Origin of the sequence: Streptomyces sp. ST2-7A, from assembly GCF_021390475.1 — a bacterium.
GTDB lineage: Bacteria > Actinomycetota > Actinomycetes > Streptomycetales > Streptomycetaceae > Streptomyces.
Genome location: NZ_JAJUWS010000007.1, coordinates 74210 through 99068, shown reverse-complemented (window position 1 = coordinate 99068; position 24859 = coordinate 74210). Strand labels below are relative to the sequence as shown.

Sequence of the window (24859 nt, the reverse complement as noted above, 5' to 3'; positions counted from 1 at the left end):
CGACCCGAGCACCCCGGGGAGCCTCGCCCCCGGAACACCGGCCCCGGCGTCGACGGCGGACCGTTCGGGCCCTCCCGACGGGCCTCCCGCCGCCGGCGCAGGGCCCCCGGCAGCGCGGTGTGCTTGATCTCCGGCAGCTCACGGACACAGCGGACCGTGCGCGACCGCAGCGGCGAGGGCGTCGCCCCGCCGTCGGGCACCGGACGCGGGGTGACCAGGACGGCGGGCCGGTCGGCCGCCTCCGGGCGGACGATGTCCGGGGCCGGGTCGACGCCCGTCAGAGCGGGTCGCCGGGCAGGGCCCGGTACCGCTCCGCCAACTCCGTGATCAGCGGGTGCGCCGGGTCCAACTCCAGGTCGTCCACGGCGGCGACCGGCCGCACCCCCACCGTCGCGTTGGTCACGAACGCCGCCCGCACCGTCCCGCCCGCGATCTCCGGCAGCGCGTCGCGGCGCACCGGCACGTGCGCGTGCCCGGAACCCGCGCCGCACCGCTCCCGCAGCAGCGCCGCCGTGACCCCCGGCAGGGCGGCGGCGCGCGGCCACACCACCCGGGCCGCGCCGGGCCGATCCCCGGCCGGGCCGGATTCGGCCACGCACAGCCCGATGTTCCAGGTGGGGCCCTCCGCGATCAGTCCGGCGGCATCGACGAACAGCGCGTCGTCCCAGCCCTCCCGACGGGCCTCCCGCCGCCGGCGCAGGGCCCCCAGCAGCGCGGTGTGCTTGATCTCCGGCAGCTCACGGACACAGCGGACCGTGCGCAACCGCAGCGGCGAGGGCGTCGCCCCGCCGTCGGGCACCGGACGCAGGGTGACCAGGACGGCGGGCCGGTCGGCCGCCTCCGGGCGGACGATGTCCAGGGCCGGGTCGAAGACGGTCACCCGGGCGGTGACCGTCGGCGGCTCCTCGGCCGAGGCCGCCGCGAACAGCCCCAGGGAACGCCGCAGCAGTTCGCGCACCCGCCCCGGGTCGGGCGCCACGCCGAACAACGCGCGCCCGTCCCGGGTCAGCCGCTCCAAGTGCAGGTCCAGGCCGCGCACCCGGCCGTCCTCCACCCGCAGGGTGGTGAAGTGGCCGTAGCCGGTCAGGGCGAGGGCCCGCAGCTCCTCCGGCTCGACGGCCCGGCCGTCCAACAGGGCGGGCGGTGGCAGCGGCGCCGGCCCGTCGGGCGGCGGTGCCCCCTCGGGACCCTCGGAGTGGGTCGGCACGTCGGGCGGGGTCGGCCCGTCGGGAACCCCCGGAACACGGTGCGTCTCCGTCATCCCGTCAGTCTGCCCCGGGACCGGCCGGTGGACCGCCGCAGCGGGCGAGCGCCGCCCCGGTGGAGGCGATCAGCTCCGCGTCGCCCATCTCCCGGCGGGTTCGCAACGCGAGCAGGAGCACCGGCCGGGCCCGTTCCGGCTCCCCCGCCTCCAGGTGGTGCTTGCCCAGGTGCTGGAGAACGAAGTGCTCCAGCTCCGGGCAGGCCCGACGGGCCAACCGCAGGGCCCGCCGGTACAGCGGCAGCGCCGGGGCCCGGGCGGCGTCCCCGCCGTCCGGGCCCCGGTCGTCGTAGCGGTGGGCGTCGGCGAGGTTGACCAGCGCCGCGACCCGCCGGCGCGGCGTGTCCGAGCGTCGGACCGCCTCGGCGAGCGGGCCCCGGGCGGCGGCCGGATCACCCAGCACCAGCCGCCCGACACCCACCCGCCGCAGCAGTGCGAACCCCACCGGACCGCCCCCGGCGCGGGCCTCCGCGAGAGCGGCCTCGGCACGCGCGTGGGCGGCCCGGTACGCCACCGGGTCGGCGGGCACCATCCGCAGCCGCTCGTCCAGGACGACCGCATCGCCGCCGGCCTCCGTCGAACCGCCGGGCGCCCCGGACCCCGGCGTTCCCCCGGACCCGGTCGGCGCATCGCCCCGGGAACCCGCCCCGGACCCGTCCCCCGAGCCGGTCGGGGTCCCGGCCGGTGAACCAACGGTGGTGTCACCGGACGACCCGGTCCCGGGCCCCGCCGCCGACAGCCCGCCGGACGTCCCGGACCCCGGCGGGGACGCCGAACCCGGGAGCGCGTCACCCCGGGAACCGGTCCCGCCGAAGGCCCCGGGAACGACCCCCGGGCCGTCGGCGGCGGTCACGGCAGGGGCGCCAGTTCGTCGGCGAGGTCGTCCAGACCGAGGGAGCCCAGCGACAGGGCCGCCGTGTGCCAGGCCTTGAGGTCGAACTCCGCGCCGCGCGCCGCGTGCGCCGCGCGGGCCGCGTCCCGACCGGCCAGCCAGGCCCGTTCACCCAACTTGTAGCTGATGGCCTGGCCGGGAACGCCCAGGTAGCGGGTGATCTCGGAGGTGATGTACCTGGGCTCCATCCCGCTGTACGCGGAGACGAAGGCGTGCGCCAACTCCGGCGTCCAGGCGTCGCCCGGGTTCAGCTCGGGGCCGCCCGGGCCGGGCTGCGGCACGTCGACGGGGATCCGCCGCCCGGTGTGCATGCCGATGTCGATGATCACCCGCATCGCGCGCAGCATCTGCTCGGATAGGTAGCCGAGGCGGTCACCGGGATCGGTGAGCAGGCCGAGTTCATCGGCGAGCCGCTCCGCGTACAGCGCCCACCCCTCGGTGGAGGCGCTGACCTTGCCGAGGCCGGTCTGGTAGCGGGAGAGCCGGTCGGCGAGGTACGTCCACTGCGCCAGCTGGAGGTGGTGGCCGGGAACGCCCTCGTGGTACCAGGTGCTGACCAGGCTCCACAGCGGGAACCGGGTCTCGCCCATGGTCGGCAGCCAGGTGCGGCCGGGGCGGGAGAAGTCCAGCGAGGGGGCGGTGTAGTAGGGGGCGGCGGCCGAGCCGAACGGCGCGATCATCGACTCCACCCGGCGTACCGGCTCCGGCAGGTCGAAGTGGGTGCCGTGCAGGTCGGCGATGGCGCGGTCCATGAACTCCTGGAGCCAGACGCGCATCTCCTCCACGCCCTCGACCGCGCGGCCGTGCCGGTTGAGGTACTCCATGGCGGAGGCCGGGTCGGCACCGGGCAGGACCGCGCCGGCGGCCTCGATCATCTCGGCGCGCAGCCGGCGGTACTCCTCCCAGCCGTAGGCGTAGGCGTCGTCGAGGTCGAGGTCGGCGCCGGTCCAGCGGCGGGCGCCGAGCAGGTAGCGCTCCTCGCCCACCCCGTCCGGGACCCCGGCGACGGCCGGCAGGTACTTCGCGCGCAGGTAATCGCGGAGTCCGGTGGCCGCCGAGGCGGCGAGGTCGGCGGCCTCGGCGAGGTCGGCGCGCAGCGCGACGGAGGGGCCCCCGCCGGGCAGGGCGTCCGCCTCGGCGACGAGGGAGTGGTACCAGCGGTTGTCCAGGGCCTCGGTGAGCTGGTCGGCGACCGCCTCGGCCTGGCGGGGCGCGGCGGCCCGGCCCCCGTCGAGGCCGGCGGCCAGGGTCCGCCGGTAGCCGTCCAGGGAGGCGGGCATGCGGCGCAGTCGACGGGCGAGGACGGCCCACTCCTCCGCGTCGCCGCGCGGTGTGAGGTCGAGCATCATCCGCACCCGCTGCACCGGGGTCATCAACGGGGCGAGGGCGACCGTCTCCTCGCCGGCCTCGTCACGGTCCAGGTCGGAGCCGAGACGCTCGCGCAGCAGGCGGGCGGCGCGGCGCTCGACGTCCGGCAGGTCGGCGACGGCCGTCTCGGGCACCAGGGCGTCGAGTTCGGCGAGGGTGTCGCGGGCGGCGGCGGCCCGGGCCCCGCAACCCTCCGGGGAGAAGTCCGGCAGCAGGTCGCTGCCGGGGCGGATGCCCATCATCAGGGCGGCGGCGGGGTCGAGGTCGGCGTACGTCTCGACGTACCGGTCGGCGATCAGACGGGGTGTGGTGCCCGCGTCCCCGGTGGTGCCGGGGGCGCCGGGAAGGCCGGACGGGGTGCTCGTGGCGGGCGTTCCGGTGGGGTTCTGGTGAGCCATGGGCTCATCCTGGTGGACCCCGGACGGGACCGGAAGCGGTTTCCCGGCCCCGCGGGGATCATCCGCCGGCGGGGCCGTTCGTCCCGGTGTCCCCGGCGGGGCGGGCCGGGTCGGGGAGGGTGAACAGGGAGAGGAAGCGGCGGGCGGCCTCCCGGTCGCCGGTGATCCCGACCCCGAACCCCTCGCGGGCCTCGGCGAGACCGACCCCGCCGTAGACGACGGCGGCCAGTCCGCCGGGGGGGCCGGCGATGTCGGCGCGCGGGCCGGTCGCGGTGCCGGGGCCCGTACCGGTGTCGGTGTCGGTGTCGGTTTGGGCGCCGTCGGGGTCCGGGCCGTCGGTGTGGTCGGTGTGGTCACCCCTCGTCACGGGGGCCGGGGCCCCGGCCGGGTCCATCGGCCGTATCCGCAACCGGCCGTCCGCCACCCGGGCGAGGAAGGGGCGCCCACCGGGGCGCAGCAGCACCTCGGTCCGCACTCCGGCGGCACGCTCGGCGTCGAAGTTGGTGCGCAGTGAGAGCACGAAGGAGTTGACGCTCAGGTGGAGGTCCCGGCGGTGGGCCGGGGAGCGGGCGCCCCAACGGCCGAACGCCATGATGACCGGTTCCAACTCCGCCCCCCACTCGGTGGGTTCGTACACCCGGGAGGCGGCGGGCGGGGGCAGTTCGCGGCGCCGCACCACTCCGCCGCGTTCGAGTTCGGTCAGCCGGTGGGACAGGACGGTGGTGCTGATGCCGGGGAGATCGGCGAGCAGGTCGCTGTACCGCTTGGGGCCGAGCAGCAATTCGCGCACGACCAGCAGGGCCCAGCGTTCGCCGACCAGGTCCAGGGCGTGCGCGGCGCCGCAGGCGTCGTCGTAGCTGCGCTTGGTCACCACCGCCCGGGCGCCCGTCGCGCCGGTGCCGGTCGGCGCGTTCGCCGTCCCCTTGCCGTTCATGCCGCGTGCCGTCCGTTCCGTCCCGCGTGTCGCCGCGCCGCGTCCCGCCCGCTCCGGGGAGGTGTTTCCGCGGGAGAGGCGGTTCCTCCGCTTTCGATGCTACCCGGGCGCCGACGGTTCCGGTGCGGGAGCCGTCGCGGACGATGCGCCTTTGTCAGTGGCCACTGTTAGTTTGCAAGTACGTCCTCCCCGGGCGGTCCGCACAGGACATCGGGGCAGGTCGGGCGTGGTTTCGCACGCCCGGGCGACAGCGCCCGGGGGGCCGCGCCGCACGTGCCGAGGAGGCACCGTCATGCGCATGATCTTCGTGAACCTTCCGGTGAAGGACATCGCCCGTTCCCGGGAGTTCTTCGCGGCGCTGGGCTTCTCGTTCAACGACGCCTTCTCCGACGACCACGCCGCCCACGTCGTGATCGAGGAGAACATCGGCGTCATGTTGCTCACCGAGGAGCGCTTCAAGGACTTCATCAACGGCCCCGTCGCCGACGCCGACGCCGGCACCGAGGTGCTGGTGTGCCTCTCCGCCGACAGCCGGAAGGAGGTCGACGACCTGCTCTCCCGCGCGCTGGCGGCGGGTGCCGAGCCGTGGAAGCCGGTGACGGACGAGGGCCCGATGTACGGGGCGAGCTTCCGGGACATCGACGGCCACGTCTGGGAAGTCATGTACATGGACATGGAAGCGATGGCGGCCTCCATGTCGGCCGACAAGGACGCCGCCCGGGCCCCCGCGGGGGCCTGAGCGCCGTCCCGGTCCCCGCCCGCAGGGAACACAGGAGACATCCATGGCTCCCCCCGTCCTACCGATGTCGGTCGGCTCCGCCGCCGGGACGCCGCCGGCCCCGCCCACCGGCGGACGGGAGGGAACCCCCGGTGGTCCCGCCCCCGACGCCCCGGCCGGGAACGCCCCGCCCGGAAGCCCTCCGCCCGGAGCCGACGGGTCCGCTTCCCGGCCCCGCCCTCACGGGGGCGACGCCTGGCCCCCGGGCGGGCGATGGTGTCCAATGGAGGACGTCATGACAGCCGGCCCCCTCGGGCGCGAGCACCCCCTCGCGCTGCTCCGCTCCCGTGTCCGGCGCGCCCTGGACAGCCACGGCGGCCTGGTGCTGATCACCGGCGAGGCAGGCATCGGCAAGACCACTTTGGTCACCGAGGCCGTGGAGGAGGCCCGGCGACACGGCGCGCCGGTCCTGGCCGGCTCCTGCTGGGAGTCGGACAACGCCCCCGGCCACTGGCCCTGGGTGCAGGTGCTGCGGGGTCTGCGGCGGGTGGCGGGCCCGCGGCGGTGGGCCGAGGCGCTGGAGGCAGCCGGGCCGGGCCCGGAGCTCCTGTTGGACGGTGTCGCGGACCGGAAGGGCACCGGCGGCGGCCCACCGATGGACGACTTCGCGCTCCACGACTCCGTCACCACCGCCCTGGTCGCCCTCTCCCACCACCATCCGCTGGTGGTGGTGCTGGAGGATCTGCACCGGGCCGATCCCGACTCGCTGCGGCTGCTGGAGTTCGCCGCCCGTCACACCTGGTTCGAGCGGGTCCTGCTCATCGGCACCTACCGGGACGTGGAGACGGAGTCGCCGGACCACCCGCTGCACCCGCCGCTCACCGCCCTTCCGGCGGCGGCCGGCACCACCCTCACCCTCGGCGGGCTGGAGCCGGAGGACACCGGCGCGCTGATCGCTCGCGTACACGGTCGGATACCGGCGCCGGAGGTGGTGGCCGAGGTCCACCGCCGCACCGGCGGCAACCCCTTCTTCATCGAGGAGACGGCCCGCCTGTGGAGTGCGGGCGCGCCGGCCGGGGCGATCGCGTCGGGCGTGCGGGAGGCGATCCGACGCCGGTTGGGGTTGTTGCCGGCGGGGGTGGCGGAGCTGCTGGGCCGGGCCGCCGTTCTCGGCCGGCGGTTCCGCCCCGCGCTGCTCGCGGCGGTCGACGGTCGGCCCCTCGGCGAGGTGGAGCGGTTGCTGGCCCGGGCCGAGGCCGCCCGCCTGATCACCACCGGCGGCCCCCCGGGCGGGGCGGCACCGGCGCATGCCACCGACCCCCCGCCGCGCGCGTTCATCCACGATCTGGTCCGCGAGACCCTGTACGAGGCACTTCCGCGCGCCGAGCGCCTCGCCCTGCACGCCGCCGTCGTGCACGCGTTGGAGGCCGAGGGGCCCCAGGAAGTCGAGGGAGCCGAGGGAGCCGAGGAGGGCACGGCGGGGAGGGCGGCGGACGGATCGACGCGCGTCGCCGAGGTCGCCGAACACGCCCACCGGGCCGGCGAGGCGCTGGACCCGGGGACGGCCGTGGAGTTGTTCGCCGCCGCGGCGCTGGACGCGCGGCTGCGGTTCGCGCCGCGCGAGGCGGTGGAGCACCACCGACGCGCCCATCGCGTGGCGGTCGCGGGCGGGTTGCCGATCGAGCGGCGGGTGCGGGTCGCCCTGGCGCTGGGCGGCGAGTTGCTGCACGCGGGGGAGATTGCCGAGGGGTGGCGGGTGCTCGCCGACGCGGAGGAACTGGCCCGGCGGGTGGCGGACCCGGCCCCGGCCATCCGCACCGCCCTGATGGTCTACGGCGCCAGGGAGCTGCCCGGCGGCGAGGCGCTGCGCCCGCGCGCGCTGCGCGCGGCGGACCGCCGCCGGGGTCCCGCCGGTGCCGATGCCCCGGTCGTCGGTGCCGACGGACACGGCCCCGGCGTAACCCTTCCCGCCCGTCCGGATCACGGCGCCGACGGGTACGTCGGAGGCGGACGCGATACCGACGGCGGCCCGGGTGCCGGCGGCGACCGGACGGCCGACCCGGATCGGGCCGAGGGTGCCGGCGCGGGTGACACCGGGAGGGAGGCGGTCGGGAGGGGCGCCCCCCGGGGCGGCGGTCCCCGGGAGAGCCGGGGGCCGGGGAGTCCTCCGGTCACCCGGGACGCCGATGTCCCCGGCTCCAACACCCTCACCCCCTCCACCCCCACCACCGTCCCCACCGACGGCGACGCGCCGATGACCCCGGCCGAGGAGGAGGCCGTCGTCCTGCGTCTCACCGACGCCCTGGCCCGGCACGCCCACAGTCTGGAGGACGAGGAGGGTCTGACCTTCGCCCTGTGGGCCCGCCACCAGGCCATCTGGGGTCCCGGCACGGCCCGCGAACGGCTCCGGCTCACCGGCGGGCTGCGGGAGCTGGCAGCTCGACGCGGGATGCGCCTGCTGGAGTTCTACGCCACCTCGTTGCGCTGGGTCGCCCTCCTGGAGTTGGACGACCCCCGTTACACCGAGCAGTTCCGCGAGCAGTTGGCCGTGGCCGCGCCGGCGGCCTCCCCGGAGACCTCCTTCAACTCCCTGATGGACCGTTGCCTGATCGACGGCCTCCAGGGCCGGTTCGCGGAGGCCGAGGAGGCCCTGCGCCGGGCGGAACCGCTGGTCACCGGGCCGGGGCGGGAGCACCCCTTCGGTGCCGGTGTCCTGCATCACCTGCGCTGGTCGCTGGCGCTGCTGCGCGAGCGGAAGCCACCCCGGCCCCCGCCCGGGCCCGCCGACGACTCGCCGCTGACCGGTTCGTCCTCCCCGCTCGCCCGGCTGCGGGAGGGCCTGGCCGCTCTGGAGCGGAACGACCTCGTCGCCGCGCGGCGGGAGCTGGCCGCGACTGCGGATCCGCTGCCGCGCATGCTGCTGCCGATCCGGATGCGGTTGGCGGCGGAGGTGGCCATGCGGGAGGGGGACGAGGTTGCCGTCGCCCGGTGCGTCGCCGATCTGGAGCCGTACTCCGGGCAGTGGCTGGTCGGTGTCTTCGGCTGCGACATCGGCGGCCCGGTGGACCTGCTGCTCTCCCGGCTGCGCCGGGTCGCGGGGGACACGGAGAGGGCCGTCCGGGCCGCGCGGAGCGCCTGCCGGTCGGCGGAGCGGATGGGCTCGCCACCGTGGCTGCTGCGGTCGCGCGCCGCCCTGGCCGAGGCGCTGCTCGCGCGGGGGGCCGCCGGTGACCGGGAGGCCGCGAGGGAATTGCTGGGTCGGGTGGCGCGGGAGGCCGCCGGCGCCGGGTTGGAGCACACCGCCGAGCGGGCCCGCCGGCTGCGGGCCGGGGGCGCGGCGCCCGTCCGGGTGGTCCCGGCGGGCGACGGGCCGACGGCGGTCCCGGCCGGGGCCGCTCCGGGGCCCGGTGCGAGCGGCGGGGCGGCCGGTGACGGCGTGCCCCCTCCGGTCAACGAGTTCCGCCGCGAGGGTCCGGTGTGGCGGTTGGGCTACGGCGGCCGGGTCGTGCACCTGCCCGATGCCAAGGGGCTGGGGGATCTGCACCGCCTGTTGGGCGCCCCCGGCCGCGACGTGCCGGCCGTCCACCTGCTGGCGCCCGGCGCGGACCCGGAGGTCGTCGCCGCCCACCGGATGGGTGGTGACCCGGTGCTGGACGAGGAGGCGAAGCTCCGTTACCGGCGCCGGTTGACCGAGCTGGACGAGGAGATCGACCGCGCCGCCCTGCGCGGGGCGGACGGGGCGGCCTCCGCCCTGGAGCGCGAACGCGCCGCGCTGCTGGCCGAGTTGCGCGGCGCGGCCGGGTTGGCCGGACGCGGGCGGCGGCTGGGCGACGCCGCCGAGCGGGCCCGCAAGACCGTGACGGCCCGGATCCGTGACACCTTGCGCAAGCTGGACGACCGGCATCCGGAGTTGGCCGCGCACCTGCGGGCGTCGGTGTCCACGGGGAGCGACTGCCGGTACCTGCCGGAGCGGGAGACCACCTGGCGGCTGTGACCGGCCGGGCCTCGACCGTCCCGGGTCGGCCCGGGCATGAGCGGTCGCGCCCCGACGCGGGCCGCGAAGGGCCCGCATCGGAACGCACGGCGACGGCCGGGCCCCTCCCCGGTGCGGGCCCGGCCGTCCGTCGGTACGGACCGCCCCCGGCGCCTCGCCGCCGGGGGGACGGTCCGGGATCACTTGCGGTTGTACAGCCGCATCGTGAGGCTGCCGAAGACGGCGATCAGCGCCGCCGAGGCGATGAACACCCAGGTGACGTCGCCCATCGCGGCCTCGCCGTGCATCAGGCCGCGCACCGCCTCGACCAGGTGGGTCACCGGGTTGACGTTGACGAACGACTGGAGCCAGCCGGGCATGGTCTCCGGCTCGACGAGGATGTTGCTCAGGAAGGTCAGCGGGAAGAGCACCATCATGCTGACGCCCATCACGGACTTCTCCGAGCGGAGCATCAGCCCGAACATCGTCCAGACCCACGAGAAGGCGAAGGAGAAGCCGACCAGCAGCGCGATGCCCGCGATCACCCCGATCGGCCCGCCCCCCGGCCGGAAGCCCAGGATCAGGCCGACCACCAGGATCACCACGGAGGCGGCGGTGTACCGGAAGGCGTCGCCCAGCAGGTAGCCGACCATCGGCGCCGGCCGCCAGATCGCGATGGTGCGGAACCGGTCGAAGACGCCCTTCGCGATGTCGTTGTTGACCGCGACGCCGGTGTACATGGTGGTCATCACCACGCTCATCGCCATGATGCCCGGCAGCAGGAACTGGATGTACTCGCTCGTCGAGCCGGCCAGCGCGCCCCCGAACAGGTAGGTGAACATCAGCGTCATCATGATCGGGAACGCCGTGACGTCGATGAGTTGCTCGGGGACGTGCTTGATCTTCAGCATGGCCCGCCACCCGAAGGCGAGCGAGGCGGAGAACGGGCCCGGGCGGGGCGGTCGCTCCTCGGTCAGCAGCAGTTCCCGCAGCCGGTCGGTGGCGGGGGTGCCCTCCGCTCCGTTGGCGCCGGCCGGGCCGGGCGCGGCGGTGGCGCGGGGGTCGCGGGTGTCGGAGGTCTCTCGGGTGTCCGTGGGCGCGCTCATGCCGCCGGCTCCTTGACGGTCGTGGTGCTGCGGTCGGGATCGGTCGGCGCCGCCGACTCGCCGGCGGGGGTGTCCCCGGGGGTGCCGTCGGTGTCGGGGTCGACGGGCTGGTCGGTGAGGGCGAGGAAGACCTCGTCCAGGCTCGGCTGCCCGAGCGAGAAGTCGGAGACCGGGACGCCGGCGGCGGCCAGTTCGGCCAGCGCACGGGCGGCGTGCCCGGCCGCCGCGCCGGCGGAGCCGTCCCCGGTGAGCCGGGCGGTGAGCGCCACCGGGTCGGAGTCGAGGGCGACCTCGGCGTCGGGCAGGGTCTTCTCCAGCACCCGACGGGCCTCCTCGCGCTGCGCGGTGTCGTGCAGTCGCAGGTGGACCGCGCCCGCGCCCACCGAGGACTTCAGCTCGCCGGGGGTGCCCTCGGCGATGACCCGCCCCCGGTCGATGACCGCGATGCGGTCGGCGAGCCGGTCGGCCTCCTCCAGGTACTGGGTGGTCAGCAGCACGGTGGTGCCGGCGGCGACGACCGTGCGCACCACGTCCCACACCTGGTTGCGGCTGCGCGGGTCCAGGCCCGTGGTGGGCTCGTCCAGGAAGAGCAGGTCGGGGGTGTTGAGCAGACTGGCGGCGATGTCCAGGCGCCGCCGCATGCCGCCGGAGTAGTTCTTCGCCTGCCGGCCGGCCGCGTCGGAGAGGCCGAACGCGTCGAGCATCGCCGCCGCCCGTCGGTGGGCGGCCGGCCGCCGGTGGCCGAGCAGTAGGGCCAGCAGGACCAGGTTCTCGGTGCCGGTCAGGTCCTCGTCGACGGAGGCGTACTGGCCGGTGAGGCTGACCCGGCCGCGCACCGCGTCGGGGTCGCGCACCACGTCCCGGCCGAAGACCCGGGCCTCGCCGCCGTCGGGCCGCAGGAGGGTGGCCAGCATCTTGACCACGGTGGTCTTGCCGGCGCCGTTGGGTCCGAGCACACCGTAGACCGTGCCGGGGCGGACCGTGAGGTCCACGCCGTTCACCGCCTTGGTGTCCCCGAAGCGTTTGACCAGGCCGATCGTCTCGATCGCCGGTCCGTCGGGGTATTCCTTCATGGTGGTCGGGTCCTTCCCCTCGTGCGTCGTGCCCGTGCGTCGTGCCCGTGCGCCGCTTGTCGTGCCCGTGCGTGGTGCCGGTCGGGACCGGCCCCGGTGCCGTCGGACGGCCCGGGCCGAAAGCCCTCACCCCTTGGGCGCGAGATCCCGGCCGGCATCCCGCCGGCCCCGATCTCGCGGGTCCCCGCCCCCGACCACCGGCCCGCGAGGCCCCCGGGTCCCACTCCACGGTCCCGCCCCCGGGCCTACTCCTCGGAGCTGGTGATGAGCGCGAACAGCGCGCCCGCCGGGTCGACGCAGAGCGCCATCCGCCCCACGCCCTCGTGGTCGGAGGGCTCCCTGTGCAGCCGGCCGCCGTGGGCCAGCACCCGGGTGACCGCCGCGTCGCACTCGTCGACCTCGAAGTACGGCTGCCAGTACGGGCCGCCGACGGGCTCCAGGTGTTCGGCGGACAGTTGCATGATGCCCCCGCAGGCGTGCTCCGGGCCGGCGTTTTTCCGGGTGCCGGGGAAGACGACGGTGTAGTTCTCCCGACCGCCGGGCAGTTCGGTGACCTCGGTGCCCCAGCCCAGGGCGGAGCGGTAGAACGCGACCGCCCCCGCCGCGTCGGTGGTGTACAGCTCGGTCCAGCACAGGGTGCCGGGGATGGAGACCTCGTCCAGGCCCTTCAGCACGTCCGGTTGCCACATCGAGAACTCCGCCCCCTGCGGGTCCGCGAAGGCCGCCATCCGCCCCAGGCCCAGGACGTCCATGGGCGGCATCCGCACCGATCCACCCGCCCGCTCCACGGCCCGGGCGGAGGCCTCGGCGTCGGGGGTGGCGAAGTAGAGGGTCCAGGAGGGACGGTCCTCGCCACCCGCGCGCGGCCCGATGCCGGCGACGGTGTGCCCGTCCTGCCGCAGAAAGCCGTAGCCGCCCGCCTCGGGACCGGCGTCGGCGAACTCCCAACCGAAGACCGCCCCGTAGAAGGCGAGCGCGGCGGGGACGTCGGGAACGCCGAGGTCCAGCCAGCACGGGGAACCGGGCGCGTAGTCGGTGGTGAGCATGACGGAAACCTCCAGGGGTCGTCCGTGGGACGCCCGGGCCCGGCGGGAACGGGCCGCCGCGCCCCCGTCGGACCCGGCCGGGGCGCGGCCATGGACCCGACGGGCCATCCGCCGCCCGTCGGCGCCCGGGTGTCCCGTCCTGTCCCCAGCATGGCACCGGCCACCGACAGTCGCCCCCGCGCGGCCCGGGCGTTCGCGCTCCCCGCCCGGCGCCGGGGCGGAACGCCGGAGCCCGTCCCCGCCGCTGTGGTGCGGGCGCCGGGCGGGGGCCCGGGGCACGTCGCCGGCCGGGCCGACCCGCTCCCCACGGCCCGCGCCGGGGGCTCCCCGCCGACCGGCGGTTTCGGGCCGACCGGTTGCCCTGTATACCCCAAGGGGGTATACAGGGAATCCCATACCCCATAGGGGTATGAGGCGTATGCTGGACGGCGCACCACCATTGTGAGGAGAGGGTTCGACATGACCACCGGCACGGCCGCCGACGTCGGCACCGGGACCGCCGGGGGTTCCGGCACCACCGGGACCGAACTCGTCATCGGCGGCATGACCTGCGCCTCCTGCGCCGCCCGGGTGGAGCGCAAGCTCAACCGGGTGGACGGGGTGAGCGCCACCGTCAACTACGCCACCGAGAAGGCCCGGGTCGAGCACCCCGCCGGCGTCTCCGTGGCCGACCTGATCTCCGTGGTCGAGGCCACCGGCTACACCGCCGAACACCTCCCGCCCCCGGCCCCGCCCTCCTCGGAGCCGTCGTCGTCCCCGGCACCGGCCGTCGCCCCGGGGGGCCCCGCCGGTCGCGACGCGGCCCGGGGTGACGGCGGCCCGGACCCGCTGCTGCACCGCCTGCTGGTGAGCGTCGCGCTGACCGTCCCGGTGATCGTGCTGTCCATGGTCCCGGCCTGGCAGTTCGACTACTGGCAGTGGCTGTGTCTGACCCTGACCGCGCCGGTGGTGGTGTGGGGCGGATGGCAGTTCCACCGCGCGGCGTGGACCAACGCCCGCCACGGCGCCGCGACCATGGACACCCTCATCTCCCTGGGCACCGTGGCCGCGCTGCTCTGGTCGGTCTGGGCGCTGTTCCTCGGCGGCGCCGGGGAGCCGGGCATGACGCACCCCTTCGAGTTCGTCGTGCGCGACGCCCACGGCCACGGCACGCCCGGCATCTACCTCGAGGTCGCCGCCGGCGTGACGATGTTCCTGCTGGCCGGGCGCTGGTTCGAGGCCCGCGCCAAGCGCCGCGCCGGCGCCGCGCTGCGCGCCCTGCTGGAGCTGGGCGCCCGCGACGTCACCGTGGTGCGCGACGGTGTCGAGCGCCGGGTTCCCGCCGCCGAACTGGTCGTCGGCGACCGCTTCGTCGTGCGCCCCGGCGAGAAGATCGCCACCGACGGGCGGGTCCTGGAGGGTGTCTCCGCCGTGGACGCCGCCATGCTCACCGGCGAGTCCGTCCCCGTGGACGTCGCCCCCGGCGACACCGTCACCGGCGCCACCGTCAACACCTCCGGCCGGCTGCTGGTCGAGGCCACCCGGGTCGGCACCGACACCCAGCTCTCCCGCATGGCCCGGCTGGTCGAGGAGGCGCAGAACGGCAAGGCCGCCGTGCAGCGCCTCGCCGACCGGATCTCCGCCGTCTTCGTCCCGATCGTCATCCTGATCGCGCTCGGCACCCTCGCCTGGTGGCTGCTCGACGGCTCCGGAGCCACGGCCGCCTTCACCGCGGCCGTCGCCGTGCTGATCATCGCCTGCCCGTGCGCCCTGGGTCTGGCCACCCCCACCGCCCTGCTGGTCGGCACCGGACGCGGCGCCCAGCTCGGCATCCTCATCAAGGGCCCGGAGGTGCTGGAGAACACCCGCCGCGCCGACACCGTCGTGCTGGACAAGACCGGCACCGTCACCACCGGCACCATGACCCTGCTGGGGGTCCACCCGGCGGCCGGCGTCGACCGGGCGGAGGTGCTGCGCGCGGCCGGGCCGGCCGAGGACGCCTCCGAGCACCCCATCGCCCGCGCCGTCGCCTCCGCCGCCGCCGAGGAGGTGGGGCCGCTCGCACCGGTCACCGGGTTCCGCAACCTGCCCGGCCTGGGCGTGCGCGCCGAGGTCGAGGGGCGCGCGGTGCTCGTCGGGCGCCCCCGGCTCCTCGCCGAACAGGGCGTGGAACTGCCCGAGGACCTGGCCCGGGCCGCCGCCGACGCCGAGGCCGGCGGGCGCACCGCCATCGCCGTGGCCCGCGACGGCGTCGCGCTCGGCGTGCTGGAGATCGCCGACGCGATCAAGCCGACCAGCGCCGAGGCCATCGCCCGCCTGCGGAAGCTGGGCCTGCGGCCGGTGCTGCTGACCGGCGACAACCGCACCGTCGCCGAGGCCGTCGCCCGACAGGTCGGCATCGACCCGGCCGACGGCGGGGTGATCGCCGAGGTGCTGCCCGAGGAGAAGGTCGAGGTGATCCGCCGGCTGCGGGCCGAGGGCCGGACGGTCGCCATGGTCGGCGACGGCGTCAACGACGCCGCCGCCCTCGCCACGGCCGATCTCGGTCTGGCCATGGGCACCGGCACCGACGCCGCCATGGAGGCCGGCGACATCACCCTGGTCCGTGGCGACCTGCGGGCGGCGGCGGACGCCGTCCGGCTCTCCCGCAGCACCCTGTTCACCATCCGCACCAACCTGTTCTGGGCCTTCGCCTACAACACGGCGGCGATCCCGCTGGCCGCCGCCGGGCTGCTCAACCCGATGCTCGCGGGCGCGGCCATGGCGCTGTCCTCGCTCTCGGTGGTCGCCAACAGCCTGCGGCTGCGCGCCTTCCGCGCCGCCTGACGGCGGGGCCCGGGGCCGCGTGTCCGCTCCCCCGGGCCCCGCTCCGGCTCACACCCAGGGGGCCACCGGATACCAGATCAGGTCCACCCGGGACAGAAGGCGCACGTTCCAGTACAGGACCATGAACACACCGGCGCTGAGGAATCCGGCCGCCATCAGCGACGAGGAACGGGTCGGACGCGCGGTCAGCCATCCGTGCAGCCGTTTCCCGAACACCCCCACCACCACCAGGAACAGCACGCCCATGATCAGCAGATTGCCCACCGTCTGAAGAGCGAAGGCGAAGGCACCGTAGAGGACGTTGTGGCTCTCGGCGGCGTCCCGGAACAGGTGCCGGAAAAGGGGGAAGGGGCGGCCGATGAGGAATCCGCCGATCAGCGCGCCCATGAACACCATCGGGGCGTCGGGGAACCGTTCGGTGAGACGCGCCAGGGGGTCGCGCGCGTAACCGAGGGCGACCAACCCCAGGTGGATCATGATCAGCCCGATGATGCCGTAGACCACCATCGCCTGGATCAAACGACCCGAGAGCACCAGCGCGCCACCGGTGGTCACGTTCTCCTGGAACTGTGGCATCCCGCTGCCGACGAGCGCCACCACCACGCCGTACACCGCCGACACCGCGACCGCGCCGGCGGTGAGCACCCCCAGCGGACGCAGAGCGGCGGTCATCCGACCGCGTGCGGTCGAGGATCGGCCGGTGAGGGGCGCGAGGGCGCCGAAGACCGCCACGTTGCAGGCGGTGAAGGTACCGGCGATGCCGGTCACCAACGCGAACACGAGCCCCGCCGTCACGCCGGCGATCGGGGTTTCGGCGGCCGGGTGGCCGAGGAGGCCGTCGGCGACGGTCCCGCCGATGGTCTTGTCGACGAAGTGCGCCGACCACACCACGGTGAGGGCGAACCCCACCAGCGCGGACACGGCGATCACCGCGCGCCTGCGACGCGGCACGTGCCCGTTGAAGAAGAAGGACGGGGTGGGCGGAGGGTTCCGCTCCTTCGACGGATGCGGGGTGCGAGGGGCGGGGGATCGTTCCGCTGCCTGTGTCATGCCCTGCTCCAGGGATCGGGGCGGTGACCCATCACCGCCGGACGACGCGCCCGCCCGGCGGGGACCGGCCCCGTGAAACGAGATCCGGGCGCGCCGCATCATGGTTCGGGAGGCGGCCCGGGCCGAACAACTTCGAAAGTGCGGCAGGTGGTCGGCCCGACCGGCCACCCGCACACGCGGGGGCTCGGGGTGAACACCCACACGTGGAGCACCCGGGAAGGCGACACCGTCCCGATCGCGCACCTCGGGTCGCGCACCGCGAGTCGTGAACCGGCGTTACGGCCGGAAGACGCCGCCCGTGGGGTGGCGCGGGGCCGTCAGCGGGTGACGACGTGCCGCTCGTTGGGGACGCAGTGCGTCATGGTCAGGCCGGAGACGTCGCGCGGCGGGTTCTCGCCGAGGTTCTCCAGCCGCTTGCGGTCCTCGTCCGTGAGGTCCTGGGAGGCCAGCGGCTCCAGGTGGGCGACGTCCTTCGGCGAGATCCCCAGACCCTCGCCGACCCGCAGGCCCAGCTCGTTCTCGACCAGCAGGAAGTGCCACACCATGCGCTCCTGCACGGCCCGCTCCGCCTGCGAGATCAGGTCGATGAAGTTCTTCACCAGGTCGTCCCGCTCCCAGTCCTCCATCAGCCGGAACCGCTGCCCGGCCTGGAGGTAGTCGTTGGTACGCGGGATGCGCTTGCGGGTGAGCCGGCCCCGGATCTCCGGCCCCTGCTCATCGACGGTCGGGTACGTCCCCTCGCGCAGGCCACCGGTGATCGACGGCTCGTAGTTGACCTCCGGGTTGCCCGCGTGCTGGTCCTGGTCGTACGCCATCTGACCGTCGCGCTGGTTGGTGTGCACGGTGGCGTTCTTCGGCTGGTTGACCGGGAGCTGGAGGTAGTTCGGCCCCACCCGGTAGCGCTGGGTGTCGCTGTAGGAGAAGGTCCGCCCGACCAGCATCTTGTCGTCGGAGAAGTCCAGGCCGTCGACCAGCACGCCGGTGCCGAAGGAGATCTGCTCGTTCTCCGCGAAATAGTTGTCCACGGTGCGGTCCAGCACCATCCGACCCACCGGCTTGGGCGGGAACTCCTGCTCCGGCCAGGTCTTGGTGTCGTCCAGCGGGTCGAAGTCCAACTCCGGGTGCTCGTGGTCCTCCATCACCTGGACCAGCAGCTCCCACTCGGGGTAATCCCCGCGCCGGATCGCCTCGTACAGGTCCTTGGTGGCGTGGCCCAGCTCCCCCGCCTGGACGGCCGCCGCGTCCTCCTCGGTCATGCTCCTCACGCCCTGCTTGGGCATCCAGTGGTACTTGACCAGGACGGTGCCGCCCTCCTGGTTCACCCACTTGTAGGTGTTCACGCCGAATCCCTGCATGTGCCGGTAATCGGCCGGGATACCGCGCGGGCTGAAGAGGTTCATCAGCATGTGCATCGACTCCGGCGTCTGCGACATGAAGTCGAAGATCCGGCCGGGCTTCTGCTCGTGCGAGACCGGGTCGGGCTTGAGGGAGTGGATCACGTCCGGGAACTTGATGGCGTCCCGGATGAAGAACACCCCCAGGTTGTTGCCGACCAGGTCCCAGTTGCCGTCCTCGGTGTAGAACTTCACCGCGAAGCCACGCGGGTCACGGGCGGCCTCGGAGGAGTCCCGGCCACCGATCACCGTGGAGAACCGCACGGCCACGTCGGTCCGCTTGCCCTCCTCCTGGAACAGCCTGGCACGGGTGTACCGACCGATTGGCTCGTCGCCCCACTTGCCGTAGCTCTCGAAGTAACCGTAGGAGGTCACCCCCCGGGCGTGCACCACCCGCTCGGGGATGCGCTCGCGGTCGAAGTGGCTGATCTTCTCGAGGAACTGGTAGTTCTCCAGCGTGGCCGGGCCGCGCGCGCCGACCGTCCGCTGGTTCTGGTTGTCGTAGACGCGATGACCCTGCCGGTTGGTGAGGATCGGACGGTCGTCGTCGGACGCGGATCCCTGACCTGCTACGTCTGTCACTGTTCTCGCTTCCTTCGTGCTCGAAGGCGTTCGTTCCACGCCGTGGGCCCGGGGCGCGTGTACCCATTTGTACTCCGGTGATGCGGAAGCTCACCTTTTCGGCGCATCCATTTCGCCCGTTTCGCCCAACACGCGCACCACGGGGAGCGCCCGGGAGAACGCCGACGGGGGCGGGACGCGCGCCGCGCGCGTCCCGCCCCCGTCGCGATGCCGTGGGGGTCACACCCCGACCGGCCGGTCCTCCCTCCCGCTCCGCCGCCCGTGGAAGGCCCGGTGGGCCTGCCGGCGACGGTGGTCGAACCACTCCCTGCCCTCGGTGGTCAGCGCCGCGAGCATCCGGAAACCGTCCGCCGCTCCCGAGAACTCCCGGGCCAGCTCACGCAGGTTCCCCGCCTCCTCCCCGGTCTCCCCCAGCAGCGCGTAGTCCTCCATGGTGACCTCGATGTCCTGCCGGTTGTGCAGGACCAGGCGCAGCGCCTCGCGCGGGACCCGTCCCACCTCCCCCCCGTCCCCCGGCCGGCCGGAGTCGGTGTCGAGCATGGCGGAGCTGATGGCGTCGTAGCGGAAGACCACGTCGTTGCGGCCGGTGTGCCCGCCGGTGGCGGAGTCCACCCGCCAGGAACTGACCCACACCCCCTTGCCCGTGAGCACGAACAGCTTGAGCACCGACTCGGAATAGCGCACCGGCCCGCCGGGCACCCGGGCGCGCACGCAGTCCGAAGCCGCCTCCAGCACGAAGAAGTCGAAGATGATGTCCCGGTTCTCCATCCGGTGCTCGGCCAGCATGTCGCGGCGCAGACGTTGCTTGTCCACCTCCAGCCAGCGGGCCATCCGCACGTCGTCCGGCCGGTTGCGCAGCAGGGTGTCCGCCCACGAGCGCTGCCACCGACGGTCCTCCTCCCACCGCTTCCGCTCCTCCTCGTGGATGCGGACCAGGGCGGCGACCCGGGCGGTCTCCGGTCCGGCGTACAGTGCGATGCCCCAGGCGATGAGGGTGACCCACAGGGCGCCCACCGCCACGGCCGCCACCAGGATCATCAGCAGACAGAACCCCCCGACGACCCCACCGATCACCCGCGCCCAGCGGAAACCGTCGGAGGTCCCGCCCGCGTCGACGGGGCGCGGAACGGTGGGCGGACGACGGGCGTCCTCGGCCGCACGGCGCTGGATCTGCCAGTCGAGACCGGCCGCGTCGCCGGTGCGCCAGTGGTAGTAGGTCAGTTCGGCCGCCAGCTCGGTACGACGCCGGGCGGTGGCCGTCATCCAGTGCGCCGCCCCCACCGGGTCCGGTGGGGCCAGGGCCGAGTACCGGGCCTCCACGAGGTCGGTGATCGTGGAGCGGAACGCGTCCAGGCGACGGGCGGAGGCATCGGCCTGCGCCTCGGCCCGGGTACCGGCTCGGCGGCGCAACAGCCGGCCGGCGACTCCGGCGGGCTCGTCGGGCCGCGGGACGGGCGGTGCCCACAGGCGCAGGCGTCGCTCGTGCAGCCGCCGCGGGGCGGTCCGGTTCAGGGTCAGGGCGAACAGTCCTCCGGCGATGCCCACTCCCATCAGGGCCATCACCACGAGACCGACGGTGGCCTCCTCCTCCGAGGAGGACGAGGTCGAGGGGGACGAACCGAATCCGGAGTCGAACCCCGAGCCCGAGTCGAACCCCGGGCCCGAGCCACCGCCGGAGTCGGAGGAGGCGAGCGCGATCAACCCGACCAACAGCCCCACCACCAGGGCCGTGCCGGTGACCACGAGCCCCACCCTCACGTTCGGCAGCGTCCGCGACACGGCGGGCGGGTCCGGCCTCCTCGGGGGGAGGGGGTCGGCGGTGAAGAAGTAGGGCACCCGCTCGGCCCGCCGGTCGGCGAGGCGCGCGTTCTCCAGGGCCCTCACCTCCTCGGCGTCGCTCAGCCGTCGCCGGAGGGCCTCGATCACGTGCCGCAGGTGGTCCTCGATCTCCTCACGGCGTCCGAGCGGCAGGCCCGCGAGGAGCGCGGTGACGTCGCCGGGCTCCGGCGACGGCGAACCACCCGGCGAGGGATCGGCCCCGGGGTCCGGGAGGTCGGGGTCCGGGAGGTCGGGGTCGAGCACCGCCGTCAGGAGCCGGGCGGCGGCGCGGGTCGCCGCCCGGTACCCCTCGGGGTCCGGTGAGGAGTCGACGCCGGGGCCGGGGAAGAGCGTGTGCAGCCGTCGCCAGTCGGCGTCGCTCAACTCCTCCGGTGCCCGCCGGCTGACCACCGCCAGCAGGCGCCCGTACCGCACGTCGGCGGTCTCCCGCCCACCGGCGATCGCCTCCTCGAACAACCGCTCGGCACGCTCGCGCAGTCCGGCGCCCAGACAGCGCACGGCCATCCGGGCCCGCTCCTCCGGAGAGGCGTCCGGACCCACGTGGTACTGGTACACGTTGCCGTGGTTGACGCCGATGCCGCCGTCGCTGATCCCGCCGTACAGGGTGGCGATCCCGCTGTTGCCGCCGGGTGGAGGAGAGGCGGGCGGGGGAACGAAGGTCCTCGTGGTGTTCACGCCGCACCTCCCCGCACGGTGTTGATCAGGGCGGTGACGGCGCCGGCGAGCCCGCCGACGTCCTCGACCAGTCCCTTGAGCTTGCGCAACGCGCGCAGCACCCGGCCCCGGGCCGGCTCCTGTCGGGCCTCGGCACCCTCCGCGTGCCGCTCGGCCTCGTCGAGTTCGGCACCCGCCTCCCGGTGGGTCTCCTCGTCGATCTCGCGGCGCTCCAGCGCCTCCTTCAGCTCGACGCGGAGCCGTTCCAGCTCACGCCGCAGGTTCGCGGCCTCCTCCCCGGTGTCGGCGCCCATGGCGCCGATCCACTGCTGACGCACCTCACCGTTGTTGACGCCGACGGCGCCCCCGCTGATGCCCCCGTGCACCGTGCCGATACCGCTGTTGCCGGGAGCCGGGTCGAAGGGGGGACCCTCGGCGGGGGCGGTCCTCCGTGCCTCCCGGGCGGCCCCGGCCGGATCCGAATCCGACGCCTCCGGGGTCGGCAGGCCAGGCGGCTCGTAGTAGCCGGGGACCCGGATCCACAGCCGCTCCCCACTGATCTCCTTCGCGGAGAACGGGACGTCCCGGTACTCGGTGGGCTCGATGCCCGGGTGGTCGTGCCGGACGATCGCCCGGTACAGCAGGTCGGAGACGGCCAGCGCCAGCACGGCGCGCTCGGCGGTCTCCAGGGTGTCGCGCAGGGCGGGCAGGTCCACCATGCGGAAGGCCGCGTTCAGGTCGGCTCCCACCCAGCCCCGCTCGTCCCGGGCGACCTCCCCGGCGTGGAGGGAGGCCCGCAGTCGCAGGGCGCGGGGGCCCGTACGGTACAGCCGGGCATGGGCGCGCAGTTCGGCGTCGAGGGCGTCGACGAACGGGCCGAGCAGTGCGGTCTTGGGCACGCCGCCCGGCAACAGGACCAGGATGCCGTCCCCCCGGTCCTCGCTCTCCTCCCCCTCGATGCCGGCCGTCCGCAGCGCGCGGTCGGTCATGGCGTAGAGCCGGTCGCGCAGCCAGGACTGGTCGGGGTCCGTGCGCCGGCCGGAACCGACGATGTCGATGATGACGATCAGATGGTGCTGTGGTGTGAGGTCCACGCGGGATTCCCCCTCATCCCCCGACGCGGAGCGCAACCTCGCGCTCACCGTTTCCGCCGGGAGTGCACCGAACTATGGGAGAAACGGCCGACGAGGACCGCCTCATCCGAGGGAATCACGCACGATCACCGGGAACGCGTGGACACCTGTCGGGGCGCACTCGCGCTTCCCATGCGCCCCCGGTCCACCCCCTGCTCGCGGGCGACCACCGGGAATGCCCGCATCCCGACCCTCCCGTCACGCTCCGCTTGCGCGCCATGCCGTGACAGTGAACGGACTTCCCCGCCGGAATGGCAGGCAAACCAACCGGCCGGAAACATCACCCACCCGCCCGGAGGAACCGGCCGGCGGGCACCTGCCTTCGTCACGCCTCGGGGACCGGTTCCGGAACGCAGGCCGGAAGGCAGACCGGAAGACCCCGGGAAGGCCCCCGGAACGACATCGCCCCTCGGCGCCCGTCCACGGGCGCCGAGGGGCGACGGAAAACCGGTCCGGCCGTCAGTCCTGCGCCTTCGGCTGCTTGCGCAGCGCCAGGTGCAGCTCGCGCAGCCGCTTGTCGTCCACCTCGCTCGGCGCGCCCATCAGCAGGTCCTGCGCGTTGCCGTTGAGCGGGAAGGCGATGGTCTCGCGGATGTTCGGCTCGTCCGCCAGCAGCATGACGATCCGGTCCACGCCCGGCGCGATCCCGCCGTGCGGCGGGGCGCCGAAGCGGAAGGCCCGCAGCATGCCGCCGAACTCACGCTCCACGTCCTCCTTGGAGTACCCGGCGATCTCGAACGCCCGGTACATGATCTCCGGCTCGTGGTTCCGGATGGCGCCCGAGGACAGCTCCACGCCGTTGCAGACGATGTCGTACTGCCAGGCCAGGACGTCCAGCGGGTCCTTGGTGTCCAGGGCCTCCAGGCCGCCCTGCGGCATGGAGAACGGGTTGTGCGAGAACTCGATCGCCCCGGTGTCCTCGTTCTTCTCGAACATCGGGAAGTCCACGATCCAGCAGAACCGGAAGACGTTCTCCTCGAAGTGGCCGGCCCGCTTGGCGGCCTCCACCCGGACGGCGCCCATGATCCGGGAGACCTCGTCGAAATCACCGGCGCCGAAGAAGATCGCGTGACCCGGGCCCGCGCCCAGCGCCTCCAGCAGCGCCTTGGTGTTCTCCTCGGTGAGGAACTTGGCGATCGGGCCGGTCAGCGAGATCGCGCCGTCCTTCTCCGCCACCCGCACCCAGGCCAGGCCCTTGGCGCCCTGCTCGACGGCGAAGTCGCCCAGCTGGTCGAAGAACTTCCGCGGCAGCGCCTCGGTGTCCGGGACGGCCAGGGCGCGCACGTGCTTGCCCGCGAACGCCTTGAAGTCCGAGTGCGCGAAGACCTCGGTGACGTCGGTCAGCTCCAGCTTCGCCCGCAGGTCCGGCTTGTCCGAGCCGTACTTCAGCATCGCCTCGCGGAACGGGATGCGGGGGAACGGCGAGGTGACGTGGCGCCCGCCACCGAACTCCTCGAACAGCTCGGTCATCACCTTCTCGATGACCCGGAAGACGTCCTCCTGCTCGACGAAGCTCATCTCCACGTCGAGCTGGTAGAACTCGCCCGGCGAGCGGTCGGCGCGGGCGTCCTCGTCGCGGAAGCAGGGCGCGATCTGGAAGTACCGGTCGAAGCCGGCGATCATCAGCAGCTGTTTGAACTGCTGCGGAGCCTGCGGCAGCGCGTAGAAGCGGCCGGCGTGCAGGCGGGAGGGCACCAGGAAGTCGCGCGCGCCCTCGGGGGAGGTCGCGGACAGGATCGGGGTGGCCATCTCGTTGAAGCCCTGCGCGGTCATCTTCTGCCGGATCGCGGAGATCACGGCCGAGCGCAGCATGATGTTGCGGTGCATCCGCTCCCGGCGCAGGTCCAGGAAGCGGTACTCCAGCCGCAGCTCCTCGTTCACGCCGTCCTCGGCGTTGATGGTGAACGGGATCTGGTCGGAACCGCCCAGCACCTCGACCCCGCCGGCCGACTCACCGCCGATCTCCACCTCGATCTCGCCGGTGGGCAGCTCGGGGTTGACGTTCTCCTCGCCGCGGGCCACGACCCGGCCGTCCACCCGCACGACGGTCTCCTTGGAGAGCGAGCCGAGCAGTTCGCCCGCCTCGGTGCCGGGGCGGACCACGAGCTGGGTGACGCCGTGGTGGTCGCGCAGGTCGATGAAGAGGATGCCGCCCAGGTTCCGGCGATTGTGCAGCCAGCCGGACAGCCGGACATCCGTGCCGATGTCCGCGGGTCGCAGCTCGCCGCAGGTGTGGGACCGGTACCGATGCATCGCTCGCTCAATCCAAGTCGTCGGGGGCGTCGGGACCGACCGGGCGGGCCGGTCCGCGGGGCACGGCCGCGCTGTCGCGGTCCGGCCGGATGGTGGACACCTCAGACTACCGCCCGTATGGGCGGGTGGGTGGGTGGCCGACCGGGCGGCGGGGGCGCGGCCCGGGAGTGTTGCCGGGCGGGGCGCGGGACCGCCCGGGGACCGCCCGGGCACGGCACCGGGGCGGGAGGCGGGAGGCGTGAGAGCAGCGCGACGGCGAGCCACGGGCACCGCGACGGCGCGGGGAAAGCCCCACGACGGCGCGGAACGGGATCGTGGGGCACCGCGACGGCGGGCCACGGGCACCGCGGGGAACGGGTCTCCCGACGCGACGCGTCCAC

15 protein-coding genes are annotated in these 24859 nt (G+C 74.5%); 3 read left to right on the top strand and 12 right to left on the bottom strand.

Features of this window, described 5'->3' with window-relative positions; translation table 11 throughout:
* Positions 1-277: 277 nt before the first annotated feature.
* The 4 genes from LZF96_RS06490 to LZF96_RS27290 all read right to left on the bottom strand — a co-directional run bounded on the left by LZF96_RS06490 (position 278) and on the right by LZF96_RS27290 (position 4853).
* On the bottom strand, positions 278-1261 hold the full coding sequence (locus LZF96_RS06490; protein WP_233866880.1) for an aminotransferase class IV: 984 nt from the start codon (positions 1259-1261) through the stop codon (positions 278-280).
* A gap of 4 nt (positions 1262-1265) precedes the next feature.
* Entirely contained in the window at positions 1266-1793 is a 528-nt protein-coding gene (locus LZF96_RS06485) for a hypothetical protein (protein ID WP_233866878.1), read from the bottom strand.
* 317 nt (positions 1794-2110) lie between these two features.
* Positions 2111-3919 (bottom strand): DUF885 domain-containing protein, encoded by a 1809-nt coding sequence (locus LZF96_RS06480; RefSeq protein ID WP_233866876.1) that lies wholly within the window; start codon positions 3917-3919, stop codon positions 2111-2113.
* A gap of 58 nt (positions 3920-3977) precedes the next feature.
* Positions 3978-4853 carry a winged helix-turn-helix transcriptional regulator gene (locus LZF96_RS27290; RefSeq protein WP_374203123.1) on the bottom strand — a complete coding sequence of 292 codons (876 nt, stop codon included), beginning with the start codon at positions 4851-4853 and terminating at the stop codon, positions 3978-3980.
* A 292-nt stretch (positions 4854-5145) separates the two neighbouring features.
* Between LZF96_RS27290 and LZF96_RS06470 the strand changes: the two genes are divergently transcribed.
* Positions 5146-5592, top strand: a complete 447-nt coding sequence (locus LZF96_RS06470; protein ID WP_233866872.1) for a VOC family protein — start codon at positions 5146-5148, stop codon at positions 5590-5592.
* 274 nt (positions 5593-5866) lie between these two features.
* The gene (locus LZF96_RS06465) at positions 5867-9565 is read left to right on the top strand and encodes an AAA family ATPase (RefSeq protein WP_233866868.1); all 3699 of its coding nucleotides are present in this window, start codon (positions 5867-5869) and stop codon (positions 9563-9565) included.
* 179 nt (positions 9566-9744) lie between these two features.
* On the opposite strand, the gene LZF96_RS06460 is transcribed toward LZF96_RS06465, so the two are convergent.
* The 3 genes from LZF96_RS06460 to LZF96_RS06450 form a co-directional block, all read right to left on the bottom strand.
* The gene (locus tag LZF96_RS06460) at positions 9745-10650 is read right to left on the bottom strand and encodes an ABC transporter permease (RefSeq protein WP_233866865.1); all 906 of its coding nucleotides are present in this window, start codon (positions 10648-10650) and stop codon (positions 9745-9747) included.
* Positions 10647-11723, bottom strand: coding sequence for an ATP-binding cassette domain-containing protein (locus tag LZF96_RS06455; protein WP_233866855.1), 1077 nt, complete (start codon positions 11721-11723; stop codon positions 10647-10649). The genes LZF96_RS06460 and LZF96_RS06455 overlap by 4 nt, the downstream gene beginning before the upstream one ends.
* 245 nt (positions 11724-11968) lie before the next feature.
* Positions 11969-12769 (bottom strand): VOC family protein, encoded by an 801-nt coding sequence (locus LZF96_RS06450; protein ID WP_233866852.1) that lies wholly within the window; start codon positions 12767-12769, stop codon positions 11969-11971.
* Between the two features lie 459 nt (positions 12770-13228).
* On the opposite strand from LZF96_RS06450, the gene LZF96_RS06445 reads away from it, so the two are divergent.
* Positions 13229-15574, top strand: a complete 2346-nt coding sequence (locus tag LZF96_RS06445; RefSeq protein WP_374203121.1) for a heavy metal translocating P-type ATPase — start codon at positions 13229-13231, stop codon at positions 15572-15574.
* A gap of 48 nt (positions 15575-15622) precedes the next feature.
* Here LZF96_RS06445 and LZF96_RS06440 read toward each other — a convergent pair whose 3' ends face one another.
* The 5 genes from LZF96_RS06440 to aspS form a co-directional block, all read right to left on the bottom strand.
* The gene (locus tag LZF96_RS06440) at positions 15623-16624 is read right to left on the bottom strand and encodes a hypothetical protein (RefSeq protein WP_233866849.1); all 1002 of its coding nucleotides are present in this window, start codon (positions 16622-16624) and stop codon (positions 15623-15625) included.
* Positions 16625-16941: 317 nt separating this feature from the next.
* Positions 16942-18600: a catalase gene (locus LZF96_RS06435; RefSeq protein WP_233866845.1), complete on the bottom strand. Its 1659-nt coding sequence runs from the start codon at positions 18598-18600 to the stop codon at positions 16942-16944.
* Positions 18601-18819: 219 nt separating this feature from the next.
* Positions 18820-21114, bottom strand: coding sequence for a hypothetical protein (locus LZF96_RS06430; RefSeq protein ID WP_233866842.1), 2295 nt, complete (start codon positions 21112-21114; stop codon positions 18820-18822).
* Positions 21111-22187: a hypothetical protein gene (locus LZF96_RS06425; protein WP_233866839.1), complete on the bottom strand. Its 1077-nt coding sequence runs from the start codon at positions 22185-22187 to the stop codon at positions 21111-21113. The genes LZF96_RS06430 and LZF96_RS06425 overlap by 4 nt, the downstream gene beginning before the upstream one ends.
* Positions 22188-22685: 498 nt before the next feature.
* Complete coding sequence (aspS, locus tag LZF96_RS06420; RefSeq protein WP_233866835.1) at positions 22686-24479, bottom strand: aspartate--tRNA ligase; 1794 nt, start codon at positions 24477-24479, stop codon at positions 22686-22688.
* Between the last annotated feature and the right edge of the window lie 380 nt (positions 24480-24859).